Origin of the sequence: Paracoccus sp. NFXS7 (genome assembly GCF_040148865.1) — a bacterium.
GTDB lineage: Bacteria > Pseudomonadota > Alphaproteobacteria > Rhodobacterales > Rhodobacteraceae > Paracoccus > Paracoccus marcusii.
In genome coordinates this window covers 250,284-270,835 of sequence record NZ_JAKEKV010000001.1, presented here as the reverse complement: position 1 = coordinate 270,835, position 20,552 = coordinate 250,284, and the positions used below count along the sequence as shown (strand labels likewise).

Genomic DNA, 20,552 nt, shown 5'->3' with positions numbered 1-20,552 from the left:
GAAACAGCGCGGCGCCGCCCGCAAGAGGACGACATGACCCTGTTTGACGCCATCGGGCTGGATGCCGACGACACGCTGTGGGAGAACGAGACGTTCTTTCGCGTCACCGAGGCCGAGTTCTGCGCGCTGCTGTCGGACCACGGCGACGCCGAGACCATCGCGGCGCGGCTGTACGACACGGAAAGCGCGAACCTTGCGCGCTACGGTTACGGCATCAAGGGCTTCATGCTGTCGATGGTCCAGACCGCGATCGAGTTGACCGACGGACGCATCGAGGGCCGCCAGATCGCCCGCATCCTGGACCTGGGCGCCGAGATGCTGGCCCATCCCGTGACCCTACTGCCGGGCGTGGAACAAGCCCTGGACGCGCTGGAGGGGCGGCGGCTGATCCTGATCACCAAGGGCGACCTGATGGATCAGGAGCGCAAGATCGCAGCCTCCGGCCTGGCCGAGCGATTCGCGGCGGTGCAGATCCTGGCCGACAAGACGCCCGAGGCCTATGCCCGGGTCCTGATGGGGCAGGGGGTGGAGCCGTCGCGGTTCCTGATGGCGGGCAACTCGATGCGCAGCGACGTGATCCCGGTGCTGGATCTGGGCGGGACGGGGGTCTTCATCCCTCATGACCTGACCTGGAGCCATGAACATGCCGAGGCGCCCGATCATCCGCGCCTGCACCAGCTGTCCGACATGGGCGGACTGCCCGCGCTGATCGCCGACCTGGAAGGTGCGGCGTGACCGACAACGGGCGTGCCGCGCTGTTCATGTCGGCATCGATGGCGATGTTCGCGGTCGAGGATGCGTTTCTCAAGGTACTGACCCGGACGATGCCGGTATGGCAATTGCTGGCGATGGTGGGGGTGGTCGCGGGTGCGATATTCTGGACGCGTCTGGCGCGGCGGGGAGGGCGTCTTTGGACAGGTGACCTGATCCATCCCATGGCGCTGTTGCGCAATGCCGGAGAGATCGTGGGGGCCGTCTGCCTGGTGACGGCGCTGGCGGTGGGTGATCTGGCGGTGACCTCTGCGATCCTGCAGGTGCTGCCGCTGACGCTGGTGCTGGGCGCTGCGCTGTTTCTGGGCGAAAAGGTCGGGTGGCGCCGCTGGCTGTCGGTGGCGGTCGGGTTCGCGGGGGTGCTGCTGATCCTGCGGCCCGGGACGGCGGCGTTCCAGCCCGCGATGCTGTGGGCGGTGGCGGGCGTCGCGGGGCTGACGCTGCGCGATCTGGCTACGCGGCGCATTCCGCCGGGGGTGGCGTCGGATCAACTGTCGGCCTCGGCCTATGGCGCGATGATTCCGGCGGGGGTGGTGCTGGGCTTGCTGGCCGGGCCCGCGCCGGTGATGCCTGGCCCGATCGAGGTCGTCTTGCTGGCGGGGACGGTGGTGTTCGGCGTCGTGGGCTATGCGACGCTGGTGGCGGCCTCGCGTCTGGGCGAGGCGTCGGTCGTCGCGCCGTTCCGATACACGCGGCTGGCCTTTGCGCTGGTCGTGGCGGCGGTGATCTTTGGCGAGCGGCCCGATGCGGCCACCTTGGCAGGGGCGGCGTTGATCGCGCTGGCGGGGGGCTATGCGATGTGGCGCGAGGCGAGCCTGCGGCGCAGGCGCCCCGTCGACAGCCTGGTGCGCCCCGGTCCCGGTTGAGGTAGTGCCCGCGCGTGAATTGGGCGCACGAGGCCGCCTGCGGCCCCATCGAGGGGCCTTGGCGGCCGCGCGACCCAGATGGTCGCACCGGTGCGACATCGCGACCGGGAACTCGGACGCGTCGGGGAACATTGACATGCCGAACGCCATGGCGCCATCCCGGCATCGTGGCGATTTTTGCATCCCTCAAGGAGGTTTACCATGCCCAAGGCCCTGTTCATCCTGACCTCGCACGACATGCTTGGCGACACCGGCAAACCGACGGGCTTCTATTGGGAGGAGCTGGCCGCCCCCTATTGGATCTTATCGGACGCGGGCTGGCAGATCGAGCTGGCCAGCATCAAGGGCGGCAAGCCCCCGGCGGACCCTTCCTCGGCCGAAGGCGACGCGATGACTGACGAGGTCCGCCGCCTGCTGGCCGACGAGGCGGTCATGAACAAGCTGGAAAACACCACCAAGGTCGAGGACGTCGAGGTGTCCGGTTGCGACATCGTGTTCCTGCCGGGCGGTCACGGCACGATGTGGGACCTGCCCAATTCGAAGGCCTTGGGCGATCTGCTGGGCCGGGCGTTCGATAAGGGTGCGGTCGTCGGCGCGGTCTGCCACGGGCCGGCCGGCCTGCTGTCGGCGCGTCTCGCCTCGGGTGATCCGCTGGTCCACGGCCGTCGCGTGGCGGGGTTCACCAACAGCGAGGAGGACGCGGTCGGCCTGTCCGATATCGTCCCGTTCATGCTGGAGGACCAGCTGAAGGCCCAGGGCGGCCATCATCAGAAGGGCCCGGACTGGCAGCCCTTTGCCGTCGCCGATGGCAACCTGGTCACCGGCCAGAACCCTGCCTCGTCGGCCGAGGTCGCGCGCCTGATGCTGAAGGCCGCGGACCTTCCGACCGCGCCCTGACACCAAATAACGCAGGGCCGCGAAACCCTCTTTTCGCGGCCTTTGCGGGGCTGTATAGCCCGCCCATGACCGACCTTGACCTCATCCGCAATTTTTCGATCGTGGCGCATATCGACCACGGGAAATCCACCTTGGCCGACCGGCTGATCCAGTCCACGGGCACTGTCGCGGATCGCGACATGAAGGCCCAGATGCTGGACAGCATGGATATCGAGCGCGAGCGCGGGATCACTATCAAGGCCAACACGGTGCGGATAAGCTATCCGGCCAAGGACGGCCGGACCTATGTCCTGAACCTGATCGACACGCCGGGCCACGTCGACTTTGCCTATGAGGTCAGCCGGTCGATGCGCGCGGTCGAGGGATCGCTGCTGGTCGTCGACGCCAGCCAGGGCGTCGAGGCGCAGACGCTGGCCAACGTCTATCAGGCGATCGACGCAGGCCACGAGATCGTGCCGGTCCTAAACAAGATCGACCTGCCCGCGGCCGAGCCCGACCGCGTCAAGGAGAACATCGAGGAAGTCATCGGCATCGACGCGCAGGACGCGATCCCGATCAGTGCCAAGACCGGTCTGGGCATCCCGGACGTCCTGGAGGCCATCGTCACGCGCCTGCCCGCGCCCAAGGGCGACCGCGACGCGCCGCTGAAGGCGATGCTGGTGGACAGCTGGTACGACGCCTATCTGGGCGTTGTCGTGATGATCCGCGTCATGGACGGGGTGATCCGCAAGGGAGACCAGATCAAGATGATGCAGACCGGCGCCAGCCACCGCATCGACAAGCTGGCCGTCCTGACACCGCAGATGGTCGACATCGCCGAACTTGGCCCGGGAGAGATCGGTGTCTTCACCGGCTCGATCAAGCAGGTCCGCGATACGCGCGTGGGCGACACGATCACCCAGGAACGCAAGCCCTGTGCCACGGCGTTGCCGGGCTTCAAGCCGGCGCAGCCGGTGGTGTTCTGCGGTCTGTTCCCGGTGGACGCCAACGATTTCGAACCCCTGCGCGACGCCATCGAGAAGCTGGCCCTGAACGATGCCAGCTTCAGCTATGAGATGGAGACGTCGGCGGCCCTGGGGTTCGGTTTCCGCTGCGGGTTTCTTGGGCTTCTGCACCTTGAGGTCATCCGTGACCGGCTTGAGCGCGAATACGACCTGGACCTGATCACCACGGCGCCGTCGGTGGTCTTCAAGCTCCACATGCGCGACGGCGAGGTGCGCGACCTGCACAACCCCGCCGACATGCCGGACCTGACCCATGTCGACCATATCGAGGAGCCGCGCATCAAGGCCACGATCATGGTGCCGGATGAATATCTGGGCGACGTGCTGAAACTGTGCCAGGACCGTCGCGGCATCCAGCTGGACCTGACCTATGCCGGCGCGCGGGCGATGGTGGTCTATGACCTGCCGCTGGCCGAGGTCGTGTTCGACTTCTATGACCGGCTAAAGTCGGTGACCAAGGGCTATGCCAGCTTCGACTATCAGATCAGCGAGTACCGCGAGGATTTCCTGGTCAAGATGTCGATCCTGGTGAACGACGAGCCGGTGGACGCGCTGTCGATCATGGTTCATCGCGACCGTGCCGAAAGCCGTGGCCGCGCGATGGTCGAAAAGCTCAAGGACCTGATCCCGCGGCACATGTTCAAGATCCCGATCCAGGCCGCCATCGGCGCCCGCGTGATCGCTCGCGAGACGCTGTCGGCCATGCGCAAGGACGTGACCGCCAAGTGCTATGGCGGCGACGCCACGCGGAAAAAGAAGCTGCTGGAAAAGCAGAAGGCCGGCAAGAAGAAGATGCGGCAGTTCGGCAAGGTCGAGATTCCGCAGACCGCCTTCATCCAGGCGCTGAAGATGGACAACTGATCATCATTCCCGAATGAAGGGAATGATGATGCGGCAATGGCTGGCCACGGCCTGACCGACCGACAGTGCGCCATCACGCGGCCCTGATCCGAACTGGGACAGGCCTGCGCCCTGCGCCTGGCGGGCCGGGTCCAGCGTGAACAGGATGCCCTGACCTGCCTCGCGCGGCTTGGGACTGGCGCGCCAGATGCGCGTTGCGACGGGCTGGTTCATCACCTGCTGCGCAAGATCGCCGGCAGCGCACCAGTAATCCGTGTCGGTTCGACCTGCCTCGAACGGGACCGCGATATCGGTCGCATCAACCTGACGGGCCTCCATGCCATTGCGGGCGGTGAAAGCGTGCGCGGGCAGGGGCAGCGCGAGCAGCGCCATCAGGATGATCCGCATGATGGCCTCGTCGTTTCTTTAAGGGATACGTTCAAACGGACCAGACCGGCATCGGGTTCCTTATCCAACGTCCCATGCGCATGAGAAAGCCCCCCGGCAGCAGGCTGCGGGGGGCCGTCATGTCGTGCCGATCGATCAGGATCACATCCCGGCTTGAGCCTCGGCGCTTTCCTGCTGGACGACCGCGCCGGCGGTCGAGATGTCGCGGCCCGCACCTTGCACGGTTTCGCAGGCGGCCAGCGTCATCATGGCCAGAACGGCGGTCAGGCCCAGGATCTTCTTCTGCATCGCTCAGTCTCCTTGTGGATAAGCATCTGGGCTTGCAACGCAATATCGGCGCATCGGTTCCGTCTAAAACGCCACGCCGGCGTAAAGGGCCACATTGGCATAGGGGGTGCATTCCCCGGTCCGCACGATCGCGCGGGCGTGGCGCGACGCCGCCTTGAAGTCGTCATGCGACAGCATGGTGACCGGTCCGATGTCGCGTCGCGCGAATTCGGCCTGAAGGTCGGGGGCGGCTTCGGTCGCCATCGCAGAATGTTCGACGACCAGTTCGGCCAGCACCACGTCCAGCACGTCGAAGACGCCCGGAATGCCGCGGGTCAGGGCCAGGTCGATGACCCGGACGCCGGCGGGCACGGGCAGCCCCGCATCGCCGATCACCAGCATGTCGCCATGGCCGAAGGCGGCGATCAGCCCTGACAGTTCGGCATGCAGCAAGGTCGTGCGTTTCATCGGTTCCTCTCAGTTCTCGGGCAGGGTTTCGGCCAGATAGGCCATCATGTTGCCCCCCATGACCTTCGCGATCTGCACCTCCGACAGGCCCTGGTCAAGCAGGGCCTGGGTCAGTGCCGAAAGATGGGCGGCGTCGAATGGCGTGTCGACCGACCCGTCCCAGTCCGAGCCGAGCGAGACGTGGTTCTCTCCGGCGACCTCGATCGCGGCTGCGATGGCTTGGGCCACGTCGGTGGGCGTCGATCCGCAGACTACGTCCGACCAGAACCCGACGCCGATGATCCCGCCCGCCTGCGCGATGTCCGCGACCAGATCGTCGGACAGGTTGCGGGGGCTGGGGCAGTGGCGGGTGATGCCGGTATGGGACAGGACCGGCCGGGCGCCCGGAATGGCCAGCACGTCGCGCACCATCTGCGGGCTAGCATGGGTCACGTCGATGATCATGCCGCGCGCGATCATCGCGTCCGCCACCTGACGCCCGAAATCGGACAGGCCCGCGCCGGTGCCGCCCTCTCCGTGCAGGCTGCCGCCCAGTTCGTTATCGAAGAAATGCGTCAGCCCCATCAACCGAAAGCCCGCGTCATAGAGCACGTCCAGATTGGCCGGATCGCCCTCCAGCGGGTGACCGCCTTCCGATCCCAGCACCGCGCCCAGCACCTGCGCGCCTGCCTGCCGCCGCGCAAGATGGTCGGCCAGATCGGCGCGGCTGCGGATCACCCGCAGCCGGTCAGGTGCGCGATCCGCGGCGTCCTGCAACGCCTGCGCCTGCACCAGCGCCCGTTCACGCAGGGAGAACCAGCTGCGCGGCGGGCGCAGCTGTCCGATGAACAGGGGCGTGATGTTGTCGCCGGTATCGGTGGCGTTGTGGTCATAGTTCTGACCGCGGGGGCTTTTCGTGACGGTGGTGAAGACCTGCACCGCCATGTTCCCGTTCAGCAGGCGCGGAACGTCGGTATGACCCCGATCCGCACGGACCAGCAGGTCGCGGTCCCACAACAGCGCATCGGAATGCCAGTCGCCGATCACCAGCCGGTCATGCAGGGCCTGCGCCTCTGCCGTGACCGGCCAGCCTTCTGCCGGCATGGTGACGGGGTTCATCCCGCGTTCGACATAGGCCGGGGCGAAGGTCAGAAACCCCGCCACGCCCATCGCCAGGACCGCACCCGTCCCCAGCAGCACCCGTTTCCACATGGCTCCTCCGATCCGTCGCGCACAGTCTAGCGCGACGGACCGGGGACGCCAGACGGGATCACGCCTCCAACGCCTCCAGTTGGTCGATCAGGCTCTCGATCATGGACAGGCCCTTGTCCCAGAAGGCCGGGTCGGACGCATCCAGGCCGAACGGCGCCAGCAGTTCGCGGTGATGCTTGGAGCCGCCGGCCTTCAGCAGGTCGAAATACTTGTCCTGAAAGTCCGGCAGGCCGTCCTCGTAGGCGGCATAGAGCGCGTTCACCAGCCCGTCGCCGAAGGCATAGGCATAGACATAGAAGGGCGAATGCACGAAATGCGGGACATAGGTCCAGAACGTCTCGTATCCCGGCATGTATTCGAAGACCGGGCCCAGGCTTTCATGCTGGACGGCCATCCAAAGCGCGTTGATGTCGTCGGGAGTCAGCTCTCCCTCGGCGCGGGCAGCGTGCAGGCGGCATTCGAAATCATAGAACGCGATCTGACGGACGACCGTGTTGATCATGTCCTCGACCTTGCCGGCCAGCAGGGCCTTCTTCTGCGCGGGGTCGGTGGTCCTGGCCAGCAGCGCGCGGAAGGTCAGCATCTCTCCGAAGACAGACGCGGTTTCCGCCAGGGTCAGCGGCGTCGAGGACAGCAGCTCCCCCTGACGGGCGGCCAGACGCTGATGGACGCCGTGGCCCAGTTCGTGCGCCAAGGTCATCACGTCGCGCGGTTTGCCCAGATAGTTCAGCAGGATATAGGGATGCGCGGTCGAGACGGTCGGGTGCGCGAACGCGCCCGGCGCCTTGCCCGGCTTGACGCCCGCGTCGATCCAGCCCCTGTCGAAGAACGGCTCGGCCAGTTCGGCCAGTTCCGGCGAGAAGCCGGCATAGGCGTCCAGGACCGTCGACCGCGCCTCGGGCCAGTCGATCACGCGGGGCGCGTCGGTCGGCAGCGGCGCGTTCCGGTCCCAGACCTGCAGCTTGTCCAGCCCCAGCCATTTCGCCTTCAGCGCGTAATAGCGGTGCGACAGGCGGGGATAGGCGGCGGTGACGGCATTGCGCAGCGCCTCGACCACCTCGGGTTCGACATGGTTCGACAGGTGACGGCCGTATTGCGGCGTGGGCATCTTGCGCCACTTGTCCTCGATCGCCATTTCCTTGGCCAGCGTGTTGTGGATGCGCGTGAACAGCCCGACATTCGCGGTGAAGACCTTGGCCAGCGCATGGGCGGCGGCCTCGCGGCGTGCCCGGTCGTGGTCGGTCAGCAGGTTCAGCGTGGCCTCCAGGCCCAAGGTCTCTCCGTCGACGTCGAAGGTCAGGGCGGCGGTCGTCTCGTCGAACAGGCGGTTCCAGGCGGCGGCGCCGACGACCGAAGTGTCGTGCAGGAACTGCTCCAGCTCGTCCGACAGTTGGTGGGGCCGCATCGCGCGCATCCGGTCGAAGACCGGCTTGTAGCGGGCAGGGCCGTCGGCGGCGGTGAACATGGATTCGTAGGTCGCATCGGGGATGCGGTTGAACTCCAGCGAGAAGAAGATGATCGGCGTCGTCAGATCGGTGATGCGCGCCTGCAGGTCGCCCATCTGCTTGGCACGGACCGGGTCGGTGGTGTTCTGGTAATAGCGCAGCCCGATATAGGACATGACGCGCCCGGCCAGGATATTGATTTGCTCGAACGCCTCGACCGCCTGCAGCATCTGCGCGGGCGTCAGGTCGGCCAGCCTGCCCTGGTATTCGGCGGCAAAGGCCTGCGCCTGCGTCTCGATGCGCGCGATGTCCGCGGTCAGTTCGGGGCTGTCGGGGGCGGTATAGAGGTCGCTGAGATCCCATTCGGGCAGGGTGCCGAAATCGCCCTTGGCGCGCGCCGGATCGGTTGCATCGAAGACGGTGTTGCCTGCCATGGTGGGTCCTTTCAAAATGCTTCGGCGTCAGATGTGGACCCTGCCGGGCAGCGCCGCAAGGGGCGCGCCGTCACAGGGCCGTAAAGGCCCCGGCATGGACGACAGCGCTACCCCGGGGCAGGCTGCCGTGGATCTGCAGGCCAGGCCCCGCATAAGGGGATGCCAGATCCGCGGGGACGAAGCCCGATCCGGCATAGACCGTGGGATCGCCAATGACCACGACCGGCCCCGTCGCGGCGCGCAGTGCGGCATCGATCAGCGCCCGACCGATGCCGCGCCGCTGCATGGCCGGATGGACGGCCAGCGGCGCCAAGGCGAATGCGGGTTCCGCCGCCTGCAGGGGTGACAGGGCGACAAGGCCGACCGGCACGCCTTCGACATGGGCCACCAGCACGTGGGACAGATCGCCATCGGCCCGCAGCGCGCGCAGCAGGCGGGCCTCGGCCCGGCCATCGAATGCGCGTACCAGCAGGGTGTCCAGGGCTGCGTGATCCGACGGGACCTCGGGCCGGATCATGACCTGAGCGGCGTGGCGATGGAAATCGCGACCCATGTCGCGGCTGCGCAGGCCCCAGGGGCTGGATGCCGTGCGGGCCTGATGCGCCGCGAACGCGTCCTCATCGGCAAAGACCTCGGACAGGGTCCAGACCATCGGGTCGTCGGATTGCGCGATGTCAAAGCGCAGGCATCCCGGCTCGGCGCGGCTGGCATCGGCATGATCCTGCAGCAGGTCCAGCGCGGTCAGCATCTGCGCCGTATCGTGACAGATCAGGCGTCCGTGCAGGGCGACGGGGGCAGGCGACAGGGGCATCGGCGTGCCAGAAGGGTCCAGGGCGGGGGTATGGGCATGGCCGCAGGCGCAATCCATCGGCAGGTCCTTTCGCTGATCGGCGGGCAGCGTGGCGGCACGGCAGCCCCGCGTCAAGCGGCTCAGACCGGATCGCCCACATCCAGGCGGTCCAGGAACGCGGCCGCGTCGCTGCGGATCTGGCGGCGCTTGTCGGCGTCCATCCGGTCCCACGTCACATAAGCGCGCCCGATGCGGGGGTTCGCCTGGAACCTGTCGCGATGACGCACCATGAAATCCCAATAGAGCACGTTGAACGGGCAAGCGCCGGGCCCGGTCTTCTGCGTCACCTTGTAGGCGCACCCGCCGCAATAATCCGACATCTTGGCGATGTAGTTGCCAGAACTGACATAGGGCTTGGACCCGACCACGCCGCCATCCGCGAACTGGCTCATCCCGATGACGTTGGGTGCCTCGACCCATTCATAGGCATCGACATAGACGGCCAGATACCATTCATGGACCTGCGCCGGATCGATCCCCGCCAGCAGGGCGAAGTTCCCCGTCACCATCAGCCGCTGGATATGATGCGCATAGGCGTGATCGCGGGTCTGTCCCACCGCCTGCGCCATGCAGTTCATCCGCGTGGGCGCACCCCAATAGACCGGCGGCAGGGCGCGGTCATGCCCCAGCACGTTGCGCGCGGTGTAATCAGGGCCTTCCAGGAAATAGATGCCGCGCATGTATTCGCGCCAGCCGATGATCTGGCGGATGAATCCTTCCGCCGAATTCAGGCGGACCTTGCCCGCGGCATGGGCGTCGGCGGCGGCCTGGCACACCTCCATCGGGGACAGCAGGCCCGCGTTGATATAGGGCGACAGGATCGAATGCTGCAGGAACGGATCGTCCTGCAGCATCGCGTCCTGATAGGGGCCGAACTCGTCCAGCGAATGGTCGATGAAATGCGCCAGGACCTGCAGCGCGCCGGCCCGGTCGGTGGCATAGCCAAAGGGCCGCAGACGGCCGAAATTGTCAGGAAACCGTGCCTCGACCAGGTCCAGAACCTGGGCGGTCACCGCGTCCGGTTCGAACCGGGGCGGGGGGATGCGCAGCAGGTCGGCCTGGGCGGGCTTGCGGTTGTCGTGGTCGAAGTTCCACTTGCCGCCCATCGGTAGGTCGCCCTCCAGCAGCAGCCCGGTCTTGCGGCGCATCTCGCGATAGAACCACTCCATCCGCAATTCCTTGCGGCCGTCGGCCCAGGCTTCGAATTCAGGCTGGCTGCAGATGAAGCGGTCGTCGGGCAGCTGCGTGACGGGCACGGGCAGGTCGTCCAGCGCGGCGATCAGGCGCCATTCCCCGGACCGCGTGGCGATCACGCGCTCGGCGGCATGCGCCGCGGCATGGCGCAGCAGCTCTCCGGGAATGGACTGGGTGTTGTCGGGATCGTCCAGCGTCGCATAGGCGACGCGGTGGCCGGCCTCGCGCAGACGGTCCGCGAACTTGCGCATCGCGGCGAACAGGAAGGCGATCTTCTGCGGGTGGTGGGGGACATAGCTGGCCTCGGACATCACCTCGGCCATGACGATCAGATCGTCGGGGCGTGCCTCGCGCAGCGCTGACAGGTCAGGCGACAGCTGGTCGCCCAGCACCAGGATCAGACGCATTCCACACCCCCAGAATGGCAAGGACGCGCAGGTTGCCCTGCGCGTTCCCGACATGTCATGCGACGCGGTGCCGCGTCATTCCCATTCGATCGTGCCCGGCGGCTTGGACGTGATGTCATAGGTGCAACGGTTGATGCCCCTGACCTCGTTGATGATCCGCGTCGCGGTCTCGCCCAGGAAATCGTGGGTGAAGGGATAATAGTCCGCCGTCATCCCGTCGACCGACGTCACGGCCCGCAGCGCGCAGGCGAAATCATAGGTCCGCCCGTCGCCCATGACGCCCACCGTGCGCACGGGCAGGATCGCCACGAAGGCCTGCCAGATCTCGTCGTACAGACCGTGCTTGCGGATCTGGTCGATGAAGACCGCGTCAGCCTTGCGCAGGATCTCCAGCTTTTCGCGGGTGATCTCTCCGGGGCAGCGAATTGCAAGGCCAGGGCCGGGGAAGGGGTGGCGGCCGATGAAGCTCTCGGGCAGGCCCAGTTCGCGGCCCAGTTCGCGGACTTCGTCCTTGAACAGTTCGCGCAGCGGTTCGACCAGCTTCAGGCCCATCTTCTCGGGCAGGCCGCCGACGTTGTGGTGCGACTTGATCGTGACCGACGGGCCGCCGCTGAAGCTGACGCTCTCGATCACGTCCGGGTACAGCGTCCCCTGCGCCAGGAAATCGGCGCCCTCGATCTGGCTGGCGTATTTCTGGAACACGTCGATGAACAGCCGACCGATGGTCTTGCGCTTGACCTCGGGGTCGCTGACGCCTTCCAGCGATCCCAGGAACAGGTCGGCCTCGTTCGCATGGATCAGCGGGATGTTGTAGTTGTCGCGGAACATCTTGACGACGTCCTCGCCTTCGTTCAGCCGCAGCAACCCGTGATCGACGAAGACGCAGGTCAGCTGGTCGCCGATCGCCTCGTGGATCAGGACTGCCGCCACCGACGAATCCACGCCCCCCGACAGGCCGCAGATGACCTTGCGGTCGCCCACGGTCTCGCGGATCTTGCGGATCGCCTCGTCCTTGTAGCTGGCCATGGTCCAGTCGCCGGTGAAGCCCGCCAGCCGAACGAAGTTCTCCAGCATGGTGCGGCCGTTCGGCGTGTGATGCACCTCGGGGTGGAACTGGACGGCATAGAAATGGCGCGCCTCGTCCGCGATCATCGCCATGGGCGCGTTGGGCGAGGTGCCGATGACCTCGAAGCCCGGCGCAAGGCTGGTGACGCGGTCGCCATGGCTCATCCAGACCTCTTCGCGGCCCGTGTCGAACAGGCCGGCAAAGATACCGTCGGACTTGTGGCCCGGCGCGGGCGCGATGAAGGCGCGGCCGTATTCGGCGTGGTGCCCGGCCTCGACCCGGCCGCCCAGCTGCTCCATCATGACCTGCTGGCCATAGCAGATGCCAAAGACGGGCACGCCCATGTCGAACACGGCCTGGGGCGCGCGCGGGCTGCCGTCGGTCGTGACGCTGGCTGGGCCGCCCGACAGGATGATCGCCTGCGGCGCCATCTGGCGCAGCGTGTCGTTGGTCACCGTGTTGAACGGGTGGATTTCGCAATAGACGTTCAGTTCACGCAGGCGACGCGCGATCAGCTGCGTCACCTGGCTGCCGAAGTCGATGATCAGAAGGCGCTGGTGCTGGGTCATGGGTGCGCTTTAAGCGCGGTTTCAGCACCTTGCAAGCATTTCGGCGCCGGGGTGGGCGGGAACCGACGAAACCCGCGCGCGTTCGGGGTCAATCACCCCGATCCGTGCAAAAGGTATGTCCCGATGAAGCGCTTGTCCCTTGCCGCCACCTGCGTTCTGGCCCTGTCTGCCTGCCAGATGCCGATTCCCGGCCTGACGGCCCCGCAGGCCCCCGCCGATCAGGCGCTGGCCACAGAATGCCGCGGAGAGGTCGACGCGGGGCTGCGCCTGTCCGCCGCCGTCAACGCCGCCCGTGCGGCCGAGGGCAAGAACGCGCTGGCCAGCAGTGCGGAACTGGACCGCATCGCGCTGGCCCATGCCTGCGACATGGCGCGAATGGGCCGCGCTGACGTGGCCGGGTCGAACGGGTCGAACGTCGTCGACCGCGCGCGGTCCGTGGGCTATCCGACCTGCGGCGTGGTCCAGCTGGTCGGCGCCGGCGGCACGCCCGAAGGAACGGTCAACGCGTGGCTTGTCCCCGGCCCGCAGCGGGAACAGGTCCTGGGACAGCTCAGCTATCAAATCGGCAGCGGAGTCGTGCGCGGCGCGGACGGGCGGCTGTGGCACAGCACGGTCCTGGGCAACAACTGCCGCTGAACGGACAAGGGGCGCGGTGTGATCCGCGCCCCTTTCCCATGTTGCCCTATTTTTCGGGCAGCAGGCCCCGTGGCGCAAAGCGCAGCACCAGCAGCAGCACCGCCCCCATCGCGATGAAGCGCATGTGCGGCGCGCTGTCCAGCAGGTGCGCCTTGACCGGCCCGTCGGCCATCGGCCCGGTCAGCATTGCGATCAGGGCAGGGCCCCATACCTCGGCCTTGATCCACAGGAACCAGATGGTGACGGCCCCCAGCACTGCACCCCAGTTGTTGCCGGACCCGCCAACGATCACCATCACCCAGATCAGGAAGGTATAGCGCAGCGGGTTATAGCTGGTCGGCGCCAAGAGCCCGTCCAGAGTGACCATCATCGCGCCCGCGACCCCGATGACCGCCGACCCCAGGATGAACACCTGCAGGTGGCGGCGGGTGACGTCCTTGCCCATCGCCTCGGCCGCGGTCTCGTTGTCGCGGATGGCCCGCATCATGCGGCCCCAGGGCGATTTCAGTGCCAGTTCGGCCAGCAGGATGATGACCAGCAGCACGACCAGGAATAGCGACATGTAGGACAGCTTGACCCAGATGCCCGACGCCTCGGCCACGGGGAAGCCCCAGCTGGCGGCAAAGTCGACGAAATCAGGGTTGCGCTGCAGGGCCACCTCCTGCGCGACGGGGCGCGGGATCGAGGTGATGTTCTTGACCCCGCGGGCCAGCCAGTCCTCGTTCTTCATCACGGCCACGATGATCTCGCCGATGCCAAGCGTGGCGATGGCCAGGTAATCGGACCGCAGGCCCAGGGCGACCTTGCCGATGGCCCAGGCCGCGGCGGCCGCGAACAGGCCGCCCACCACCCAGGACAGCAGCACCGGCAGGCCAAGGCCGCCGATATTGCCGTTGCGGGCCGGGTTGTTCGCCTCGATCGCGATGACCGCGGGATCGAACAGCCAGCGATAGGCGACAAAGCCGCCGATCAGCACGACCGCGGTCAGGATGCCGCTGCGGGTGCGCGTCCAGGCCAGCTTGGCCATGGCCAGCGTCCCTACGCCCACGGCCAGCGCCAGCATCAGCCGCGTACCACCCGCGGCCCATGCTCCTTCGACCGGGGGCAGCGACACTAGGACGGGGGCCAGCGCGCCCATCGCCAGAAAGCCCACCACGCCCACGTTGAACAGGCCCGCATAGCCCCATTGCATGTTGACGCCCAGGGCGGTGATCGCGGACAGCAGCCCCATGTTCAGGATCGCCAGCGACGTGTTCCAGCTGCCCGAGAACATGCTGTTCCGGACCGTGCCCTCCAGCACGAACAGGATGGCCAGCACCCCGAACAGGATCGGCGCGCGCCAGGGGCTGGCGGATGTCGCGGCTTGACGGTTGGTTGCCATGATCTTTTTCCCTCAGACCGATTTGCCGCGGAACAGGCCGGTGGGCCTGAACAGCAGGACGACGATCAGGATCACGAAGCTGACCGCGAATTTGTATTCCGTGCCCAGAAGCTGCATCAGCCCGCCGGGTTCGTACCAAGGCGCCAGATAGCCCACGACCTTGACCCACGGATAGGTCACCGCCACCTCGGAGAACGCGACCAGGAACCCGCCCGCGATGGCGCCAAGCGGATTGCCCAGGCCCCCGACGATCGCGGCAGCAAAGATCGGCAGCAGGATCTGGAAATAGTTGAAGGCCTTGAATGACTTGTCCAACCCGTAAAGCGTGCCCGCGATGGTCGCCAGCGCGGCCGCGATGATCCAGGTCAGGCGCACTACGCGTTCCGGGTCGATGCCCGACAGCAGGGCCAGATCCTCGTTGTCGGAATAGGCGCGCATGGCCTTGCCCGACTTCGTGCGGTTCAGGAACCAGAACAGCGCGATCATCACGATCAGCGCCACCCCCACGGTCAGTGCCTGGGTCGAGCGCAGCGCCAGGCCTTCCTCCAGCCCGGTCATCTCGCGGAAATCGCGGACCGCGATCAGGAAGCGCGCGCCGTCGTCAAAGCGGATCTCGTCCACGCCGATCAGGATGCGGGTCAGGCCGTTCATCACGAACATCACGCCGACCGATGCCATCACCAGGATGATCGGCGCGGCCTTCTGCCGGCGATAGAATTTATAGACCGCGCGGTCGGTGCCCAGCACCAGCAGCGCCGTCAGCGCAATGCCAAGGGGCAGGGCGATCAGCGCCGTGGGCAGCGGGCCCGCGCTGATGCCCAGGGATTGCAGCCCCCAGGTCAGCAGGATCACGATGCCCGTGCCAAAGGCCATGGTGTCGCCATGCGCGAAGTTCGAAAACCGCAGGATGCCATAGATCAGCGTGACGCCCAGGGCGCCGAGCGCCAGCTGCGCGCCATAGGCGGCGGCCGGGATGAAGACGAAGTTCAGAAAGACCACGAGGGCGTTCAGGATATCCACGGCTCAGCCCCCCAGGAAGGTGCGACGCACCTCGTCGTTCTGCATCAGGTCGGCCCCGGTGCCGGTATGGGCGTTCGCGCCCTGCACCAGCACATAGGCCTTGTCGGCGATCATCATCGCCTGGCGTGCGTTCTGTTCGACCATCAGGACGGGCAGCCCGCCGCGCGCGATGGCGATGATGCGGTCGAACAGCTCGTCCATGACGATGGGGCTGACGCCCGCGGTGGGTTCGTCCAGCATCAGCACCTGCGGCTGCGTCATCAGCGCGCGGCCGACGGCCACCTGCTGGCGCTGGCCGCCCGACAGCTCTCCGGCGGCCTGGCGGCGTTTGGCGGCGACGGCGGGGAACAGCTCATAGACCTGCTCCATCGTCGCGCGGATGTCGTCGCGGCGGATATAGGCGCCCATCTCCAGGTTCTCCTCGACCGTCATGGACGGGAAGATGTTGTTGACCTGCGGCACGAAGCCCATGCCCGCCTTGACCCGGTCCTGGGGGTTCAGCGCGGTGATGTCCTGACCGTTCAGCCGCACCGATCCTTGTCGCAGGTTCAGCATGCCGAAGATGGCCTTCATCGCGGTGGACTTGCCCGCGCCGTTGGGGCCCACGATCACCGCGATCTGGCCCTGTTCGACCGCGATGGTGCAGTCGTGCAGGATGTCGGCGCCCTTGCCGTACCCGCCGGTCATCGCCTCGCCGATCAGGAAGGGATCGCCCGCGCGACCGGCGCCCACCGGTCCGGACCGCCGCGTGCCGTCGATCTGGCCCATCCCCTTGATGTTCACCACCGAGGCGTCGCGGTTGCCGCGATTGCCAAAGCCTGCGTCGCTCATGCGCCCACCATGTCCTTGTTCTTCAGGCCGGTGCCCAGATAGGCCTCGATCACCGCCTCGTTCTTCATGATGTCCTGGGCGCTGCCCTTGGCAAGAACCTTGCCCTCGGCCATCACGATCACCGGGTCGCACAGCTTGCCGATGAAATCCATGTCATGCTCGATCACGCAGAAGGTATAGCCGCGTTCCTTGTTCAGACGGATGATCGCGTCGGCGATGGTCATCAGCAGGGTGCGGTTCACGCCCGCGCCGACCTCGTCCAGGAAGACGATCTTGGCGTCGACCATCATCGTGCGGCCCAGCTCCAGCAGCTTCTTCTGGCCGCCGGACAGGTTGCCGGCCTTCTCATGGGTCAGGTGGCGGATGGTCAGGAAGTCCAGAACCTCATCCGCCTTGCGCTTCAGTTCGGCCTCCTCGCGCTCGATCCGGCCGCGCTGGAACCAGGTCTTCCAGATCGTCTCTCCGGATTGCGCGCCGGGGACCATCATCAGGTTCTCGCGCACGGTCATCGAGCTGAACTCATGCGCCAGCTGGAAGGTGCGCAGCAGGCCCTTGTGAAACAGCTCGTGCGGCGGCAGGCCGCTGATGTCCTCGCCGTCCATGAAGACGCGGCCCGAGGTCGGGGGCAGCACGCCCGCGATCACGTTGAACAGCGTCGACTTGCCCGCGCCGTTCGGCCCGATCAGCCCGGTGATCGAGCCGGTCTCGATCGTCAGGCTGGCGCCGTCCACGGCGCGAAAGCCGCCGAAATGTCTGTGAAGATCCTCGACACGGATCATGCGTCACCTTCCCTGTCTTCACATTCCTGGTGAAGATGTGCCGTCAAGCGGCTGTTATCTTTGCAAAACGGCCCGGCACCAAGATGGTGCCGGGCCGCCTGTTCAGGTCTGCGATCAGCGATAGCCGACCACTTCCAGCTTGCCGTCGGTGAACTGGATCTCGCGGAAGGTGCCCGCGGATTCGCCCGGACCCACCAACTCGACCGAGGTGCCGCCGACATAATCGACGTCGCCGCCGCCGTTGATGATCTCCAGCGCCTTGGCCAATTCGCCCGGCAGGATCTCATCGCCGGGGCCGTTGGCCACGTCCATGATGTGCTCCTTGTAGACCGCCGGGTCCGATGACTTGGCCTTGGCCATTGCCAGCAGCATCAGCGCCGCCGCGTCATAGGCCTCGGCCGAAAAGGCTCCCGAGCCGTCAAAGCCCGCGGTCTCGGCCATCGCCAGATAGGCCTCGCGGCCTTCGCCCTCGGCTGCGGGGTTCTGACCGAAGCTGCCCTCGATCTCCGACCCGAAGTTGTCCTCCAGCGCCTGGCCGACCATGCCGTCCGGGAACACGAAGGTCTCGAAGGCGCCGCTGTCCAGCGCGCCGCGCACGATGCCCGAACCGCCCTGGTCGACATAGCCCACCACGACCAGCGCATCGCCGCCCGCGGCCGACAGGGCCGCGATCTCGGCCGAATAGTCGGCCTTGCCGTCGTCATGCGCGCTGTTGACGGTCACGGTGCCGCCATTGGCGGTGAAGGCCGCGGCAAAGCTGTCCGCCAGGCCCTTGCCATAGTCATTGTTCGTGTAGGTCACGGCGACGGTTTCGATGCCGCGGTCGGCGATGATCTGGGCCATCACCTCGCCTTGGCGGGCATCCGACGGGGCGGTGCGGAAGAACAGGCCGTCATCCTCGATGTCGGTCAGCGCGGGCGAGGTGGCCGACGGAGAGATCATCACGATGCCGTTCGCCTTGGCGACGTTCTCCAGCGAGGCGATGGTCTCGCCCGAGCACATGCCGCCGATCAGGCCCTTGATGCCTTCGGATGCGATCAGGCGCTCCACCGTCGCGGTCGCCGCGGCGGCGTCGATGCAGGTGCTGTCGCCCGTGACCGCCACAACGGTCGACCCGTCCAGCAGAAGGCCGGAATCGCTGACCTCCTTCATGGCCATCTCGGCGCCCTGCTGCATTGCGGGTGCCATCGATTCCAGCGGACCGGTGAAGCCGAGCGAGATGCCCAGCTTGATTTCTTCGGCGCCCGCGGCACCGGCCATCAGCGCCCCGGCGGCGGTCGCGAGAAGAAGCTTTTTCATGTGGAAGTCTCCCAGTTGGAACATTGTCCTGCGCGTCAGGTTAGAAGCGCAACATTCAAAAAGAAAGTGCGTTGTCGCGCGTATTTGCATGGTTTTTGGACAGGTTGACGTGTGACGCAGGGGCAACTTTGGACCGCCTGATCGCCCCTCGCTTCAACACGGCTTTGGGGCGGTCGGCCGTCGTCGTGGTCATCCCGTTCCGAATGGTGCCAACGGCGTTTCACAGAGTGTAGGGACGTCGGACGTCATCGCCGCTGTCGCAGAGCATCCGCCTAACTTGTGCAGCGGTTACGTCCCTGAAAATGCCATGTTCGAACCTGACATCCGCACTGGTCATCCTGTCAACCATGCCCCCGATGGCGGACCAACACAGAGAGGCAATGCACGGGTGGTCGGTCGCCACGGCGCTTGCGGTGAAGCGCGGCGGCGACCGTTCGTTGCGGCCTACTTGTCCGCGACCGTCACGCCCAACACGGGCTGATAGATCTGCGCGATTCGGGCGATGGCCTCCTGCGGAGAGACCTCCTCGGTCTGGCCGGTGCGGCGGCTGGTCAGCTCGACCTTGTTGCTGGTCAGGCCGCGCGGACCGACCGTGATGCGCCATGGCAGGCCGATCAAATCCATGGAGGCGAACTTTGCCCCGGCGCGTTCGTCCCGGTCGTCGTACAGCGGGTCCAGGCCGCGGGCCTGCAGTTCGGCATAGATCGCGTCGCAGGCGGCGTCGGTGGAATTGTCGCCCTGCTTGAGGTTCACGATGCCGACGTGGAAGGGGGTCACGCCCTCGGGCCAGATGATGCCCTTGTCGTCGTGGTTCGCCTCGATGATCGCGCCCAGAAGGCGCGACACGCCGATGCCGTGGCTGCCCATGTGCACGGGAACCTGCGCACCTTCCGAGTTACGGACCATCGCGCCCATCGGTTCGGAATACTTCGTCCCGAAATAGAAGATCTGCCCGACCTCGATGCCGCGCGCGGTGCGGCGGCGTTCCTCGGGGACTTGGGCATAGACGGCCTCGTCATGCGTCTCGTCGGTGCGGGCATAGCGGCTGGTGAACTCCTCCAGCACGGCCTGGCATTCCTCGACGCTGTCATAGTCGATGTCCCGGTCGCCAAAGGTCAGGTCGGTGATCTGGCTGTCATAGAACACCTCGGATTCCCCGGTCTCGGCCAAGACCAGGAATTCGTGGGTGTAGTCGCCGCCGATCGGGCCGCCATCGGCGCGCATCGGGATCGCCTGCAGGCCCATCCGCTCATAGCTGCGCAGATAGCTGACCAGGTGGCGGTTGTAGGCGTGCAGTGCGTCTTCCTTGGTCAGGTCGAAATTGTAGCCGTCCTTCATCAGGAACTCGCGCCCGCGCATCACGCCGAAGCGCGGGCGGATCTCGTCGCGGAACTTCCACTGGATATGGTACAGCGTCAGCGGCAGATCCTTGTAGCTGCCGACATGGCTGCGGAAGATGTCGGTGATCATCTCCTCGTTCGTGGGGCCGTACAGCAGGTCACGCTTGTTGCGGTCCTTGATGCGCAGCATCTCCTCGCCATAGTCGTCATAGCGGCCGCTTTCGCGCCACAGGTCGGCGGGCTGCAGCGTGGGCATCAGCATCGGAATGTGACCGGCGCGGGCCTGCTCCTCGTGCACGATCTGCTCGATGCGCCGCAGCACCTTGAAGCCCAACGGCAGCCAGGAATAGATGCCCGCCGTCTGCTGCTTGATCATGCCCGCGCGCAGCATCAGCCGGTGGCTGACGATCTGCGCCTCTTTGGGGTCTTCCTTCAGCACGGGCAGGAAATAGCGCGACAGACGCATGGCACGGGTCCTTCAAAGCGGTTCGGTCCGCAGCGTTACCGGATCGGTCCGGCCTTGCCAAGCATCGCGCTTGCAACCAGACGCACGGGGCGGCACATTCGCCGCAGGTTTCTGGACAAGGGT

The 20,552-nt window shown here is 66.3% G+C and carries 19 protein-coding genes; 5 read left to right on the top strand and 14 right to left on the bottom strand.

What is annotated here, in order from left to right; translation table 11 throughout:
• Positions 1 to 33: 33 nt before the first annotated feature.
• The 4 genes from LZ686_RS01380 (at position 34) to lepA (ending at position 4,399) form a co-directional block, all read left to right on the top strand.
• Positions 34 to 735 (top strand): HAD family hydrolase, encoded by a 702-nt coding sequence (locus LZ686_RS01380; protein ID WP_045981219.1) that lies wholly within the window; start codon positions 34 to 36, stop codon positions 733 to 735.
• The gene (locus tag LZ686_RS01375; protein ID WP_349546768.1) at positions 732 to 1,637 is read left to right on the top strand and encodes a DMT family transporter; all 906 of its coding nucleotides are present in this window, start codon (positions 732 to 734) and stop codon (positions 1,635 to 1,637) included. The genes LZ686_RS01380 and LZ686_RS01375 overlap by 4 nt, the downstream gene beginning before the upstream one ends.
• A 201-nt stretch (positions 1,638 to 1,838) precedes the next feature.
• Positions 1,839 to 2,534, top strand: coding sequence for a type 1 glutamine amidotransferase domain-containing protein (locus LZ686_RS01370; protein ID WP_349546767.1), 696 nt, complete (start codon positions 1,839 to 1,841; stop codon positions 2,532 to 2,534).
• A gap of 65 nt (positions 2,535 to 2,599) precedes the next feature.
• Positions 2,600 to 4,399 carry a translation elongation factor 4 gene (gene lepA, locus LZ686_RS01365; RefSeq protein ID WP_127898630.1) on the top strand — a complete coding sequence of 600 codons (1,800 nt, stop codon included), beginning with the start codon at positions 2,600 to 2,602 and terminating at the stop codon, positions 4,397 to 4,399.
• Between the two features lie 3 nt (positions 4,400 to 4,402).
• On the opposite strand, the gene LZ686_RS01360 is transcribed toward lepA, so the two are convergent.
• The 8 genes from LZ686_RS01360 to guaA all read right to left on the bottom strand — a co-directional run bounded on the left by LZ686_RS01360 (position 4,403) and on the right by guaA (position 12,677).
• A complete protein-coding gene (locus LZ686_RS01360; RefSeq protein WP_052715080.1) occupies positions 4,403 to 4,786 on the bottom strand; it encodes a hypothetical protein in 384 nt (127 codons plus the stop codon).
• Positions 4,787 to 4,927: 141 nt separating this feature from the next.
• Positions 4,928 to 5,074: an entericidin A/B family lipoprotein gene (locus LZ686_RS01355; protein WP_064503532.1), complete on the bottom strand. Its 147-nt coding sequence runs from the start codon at positions 5,072 to 5,074 to the stop codon at positions 4,928 to 4,930.
• 63 nt (positions 5,075 to 5,137) lie between these two features.
• A complete protein-coding gene (gene rbsD / locus LZ686_RS01350) occupies positions 5,138 to 5,521 on the bottom strand; it encodes a D-ribose pyranase (RefSeq protein WP_349546766.1) in 384 nt (127 codons plus the stop codon).
• A gap of 9 nt (positions 5,522 to 5,530) precedes the next feature.
• Positions 5,531 to 6,712, bottom strand: a complete 1,182-nt coding sequence (locus LZ686_RS01345) for a dipeptidase (protein WP_349546765.1) — start codon at positions 6,710 to 6,712, stop codon at positions 5,531 to 5,533.
• Positions 6,713 to 6,770: 58 nt separating this feature from the next.
• On the bottom strand, positions 6,771 to 8,591 hold the full coding sequence (locus LZ686_RS01340) for a M3 family oligoendopeptidase (RefSeq protein WP_349546764.1): 1,821 nt from the start codon (positions 8,589 to 8,591) through the stop codon (positions 6,771 to 6,773).
• 70 nt (positions 8,592 to 8,661) lie between these two features.
• Positions 8,662 to 9,459 carry a GNAT family N-acetyltransferase gene (locus LZ686_RS01335; protein ID WP_349546763.1) on the bottom strand — a complete coding sequence of 266 codons (798 nt, stop codon included), beginning with the start codon at positions 9,457 to 9,459 and terminating at the stop codon, positions 8,662 to 8,664.
• A 62-nt stretch (positions 9,460 to 9,521) separates the two neighbouring features.
• Entirely contained in the window at positions 9,522 to 11,042 is a 1,521-nt protein-coding gene (locus LZ686_RS01330) for a cryptochrome/photolyase family protein (RefSeq protein WP_349546762.1), read from the bottom strand.
• A gap of 75 nt (positions 11,043 to 11,117) precedes the next feature.
• A complete protein-coding gene (gene guaA, locus LZ686_RS01325; protein ID WP_349546761.1) occupies positions 11,118 to 12,677 on the bottom strand; it encodes a glutamine-hydrolyzing GMP synthase in 1,560 nt (519 codons plus the stop codon).
• Positions 12,678 to 12,800: 123 nt separating this feature from the next.
• Between guaA and LZ686_RS01320 the strand changes: the two genes are divergently transcribed.
• Positions 12,801 to 13,313: a CAP domain-containing protein gene (locus tag LZ686_RS01320; RefSeq protein WP_052714591.1), complete on the top strand. Its 513-nt coding sequence runs from the start codon at positions 12,801 to 12,803 to the stop codon at positions 13,311 to 13,313.
• A 46-nt stretch (positions 13,314 to 13,359) separates the two neighbouring features.
• Here LZ686_RS01320 and LZ686_RS01315 read toward each other — a convergent pair whose 3' ends face one another.
• From LZ686_RS01315 to proS, 6 genes are all read right to left on the bottom strand, one after another.
• A complete protein-coding gene (locus LZ686_RS01315) occupies positions 13,360 to 14,694 on the bottom strand; it encodes a branched-chain amino acid ABC transporter permease (protein ID WP_252926391.1) in 1,335 nt (444 codons plus the stop codon).
• Between the two features lie 12 nt (positions 14,695 to 14,706).
• Positions 14,707 to 15,714, bottom strand: a complete 1,008-nt coding sequence (locus tag LZ686_RS01310; RefSeq protein WP_045981210.1) for a branched-chain amino acid ABC transporter permease — start codon at positions 15,712 to 15,714, stop codon at positions 14,707 to 14,709.
• A 3-nt stretch (positions 15,715 to 15,717) separates the two neighbouring features.
• Positions 15,718 to 16,545 (bottom strand): ABC transporter ATP-binding protein, encoded by an 828-nt coding sequence (locus tag LZ686_RS01305; RefSeq protein ID WP_349546760.1) that lies wholly within the window; start codon positions 16,543 to 16,545, stop codon positions 15,718 to 15,720.
• Entirely contained in the window at positions 16,542 to 17,324 is a 783-nt protein-coding gene (locus LZ686_RS01300) for an ABC transporter ATP-binding protein (RefSeq protein ID WP_045981209.1), read from the bottom strand. Before LZ686_RS01300 ends, LZ686_RS01305 begins: the two co-directional genes overlap by 4 nt.
• Positions 17,325 to 17,438: 114 nt before the next feature.
• Positions 17,439 to 18,623 (bottom strand): ABC transporter substrate-binding protein, encoded by a 1,185-nt coding sequence (locus LZ686_RS01295; protein ID WP_273743286.1) that lies wholly within the window; start codon positions 18,621 to 18,623, stop codon positions 17,439 to 17,441.
• 444 nt (positions 18,624 to 19,067) lie between these two features.
• The gene (gene proS / locus LZ686_RS01290) at positions 19,068 to 20,429 is read right to left on the bottom strand and encodes a proline--tRNA ligase (RefSeq protein ID WP_045999088.1); all 1,362 of its coding nucleotides are present in this window, start codon (positions 20,427 to 20,429) and stop codon (positions 19,068 to 19,070) included.
• Between the last annotated feature and the right edge of the window lie 123 nt (positions 20,430 to 20,552).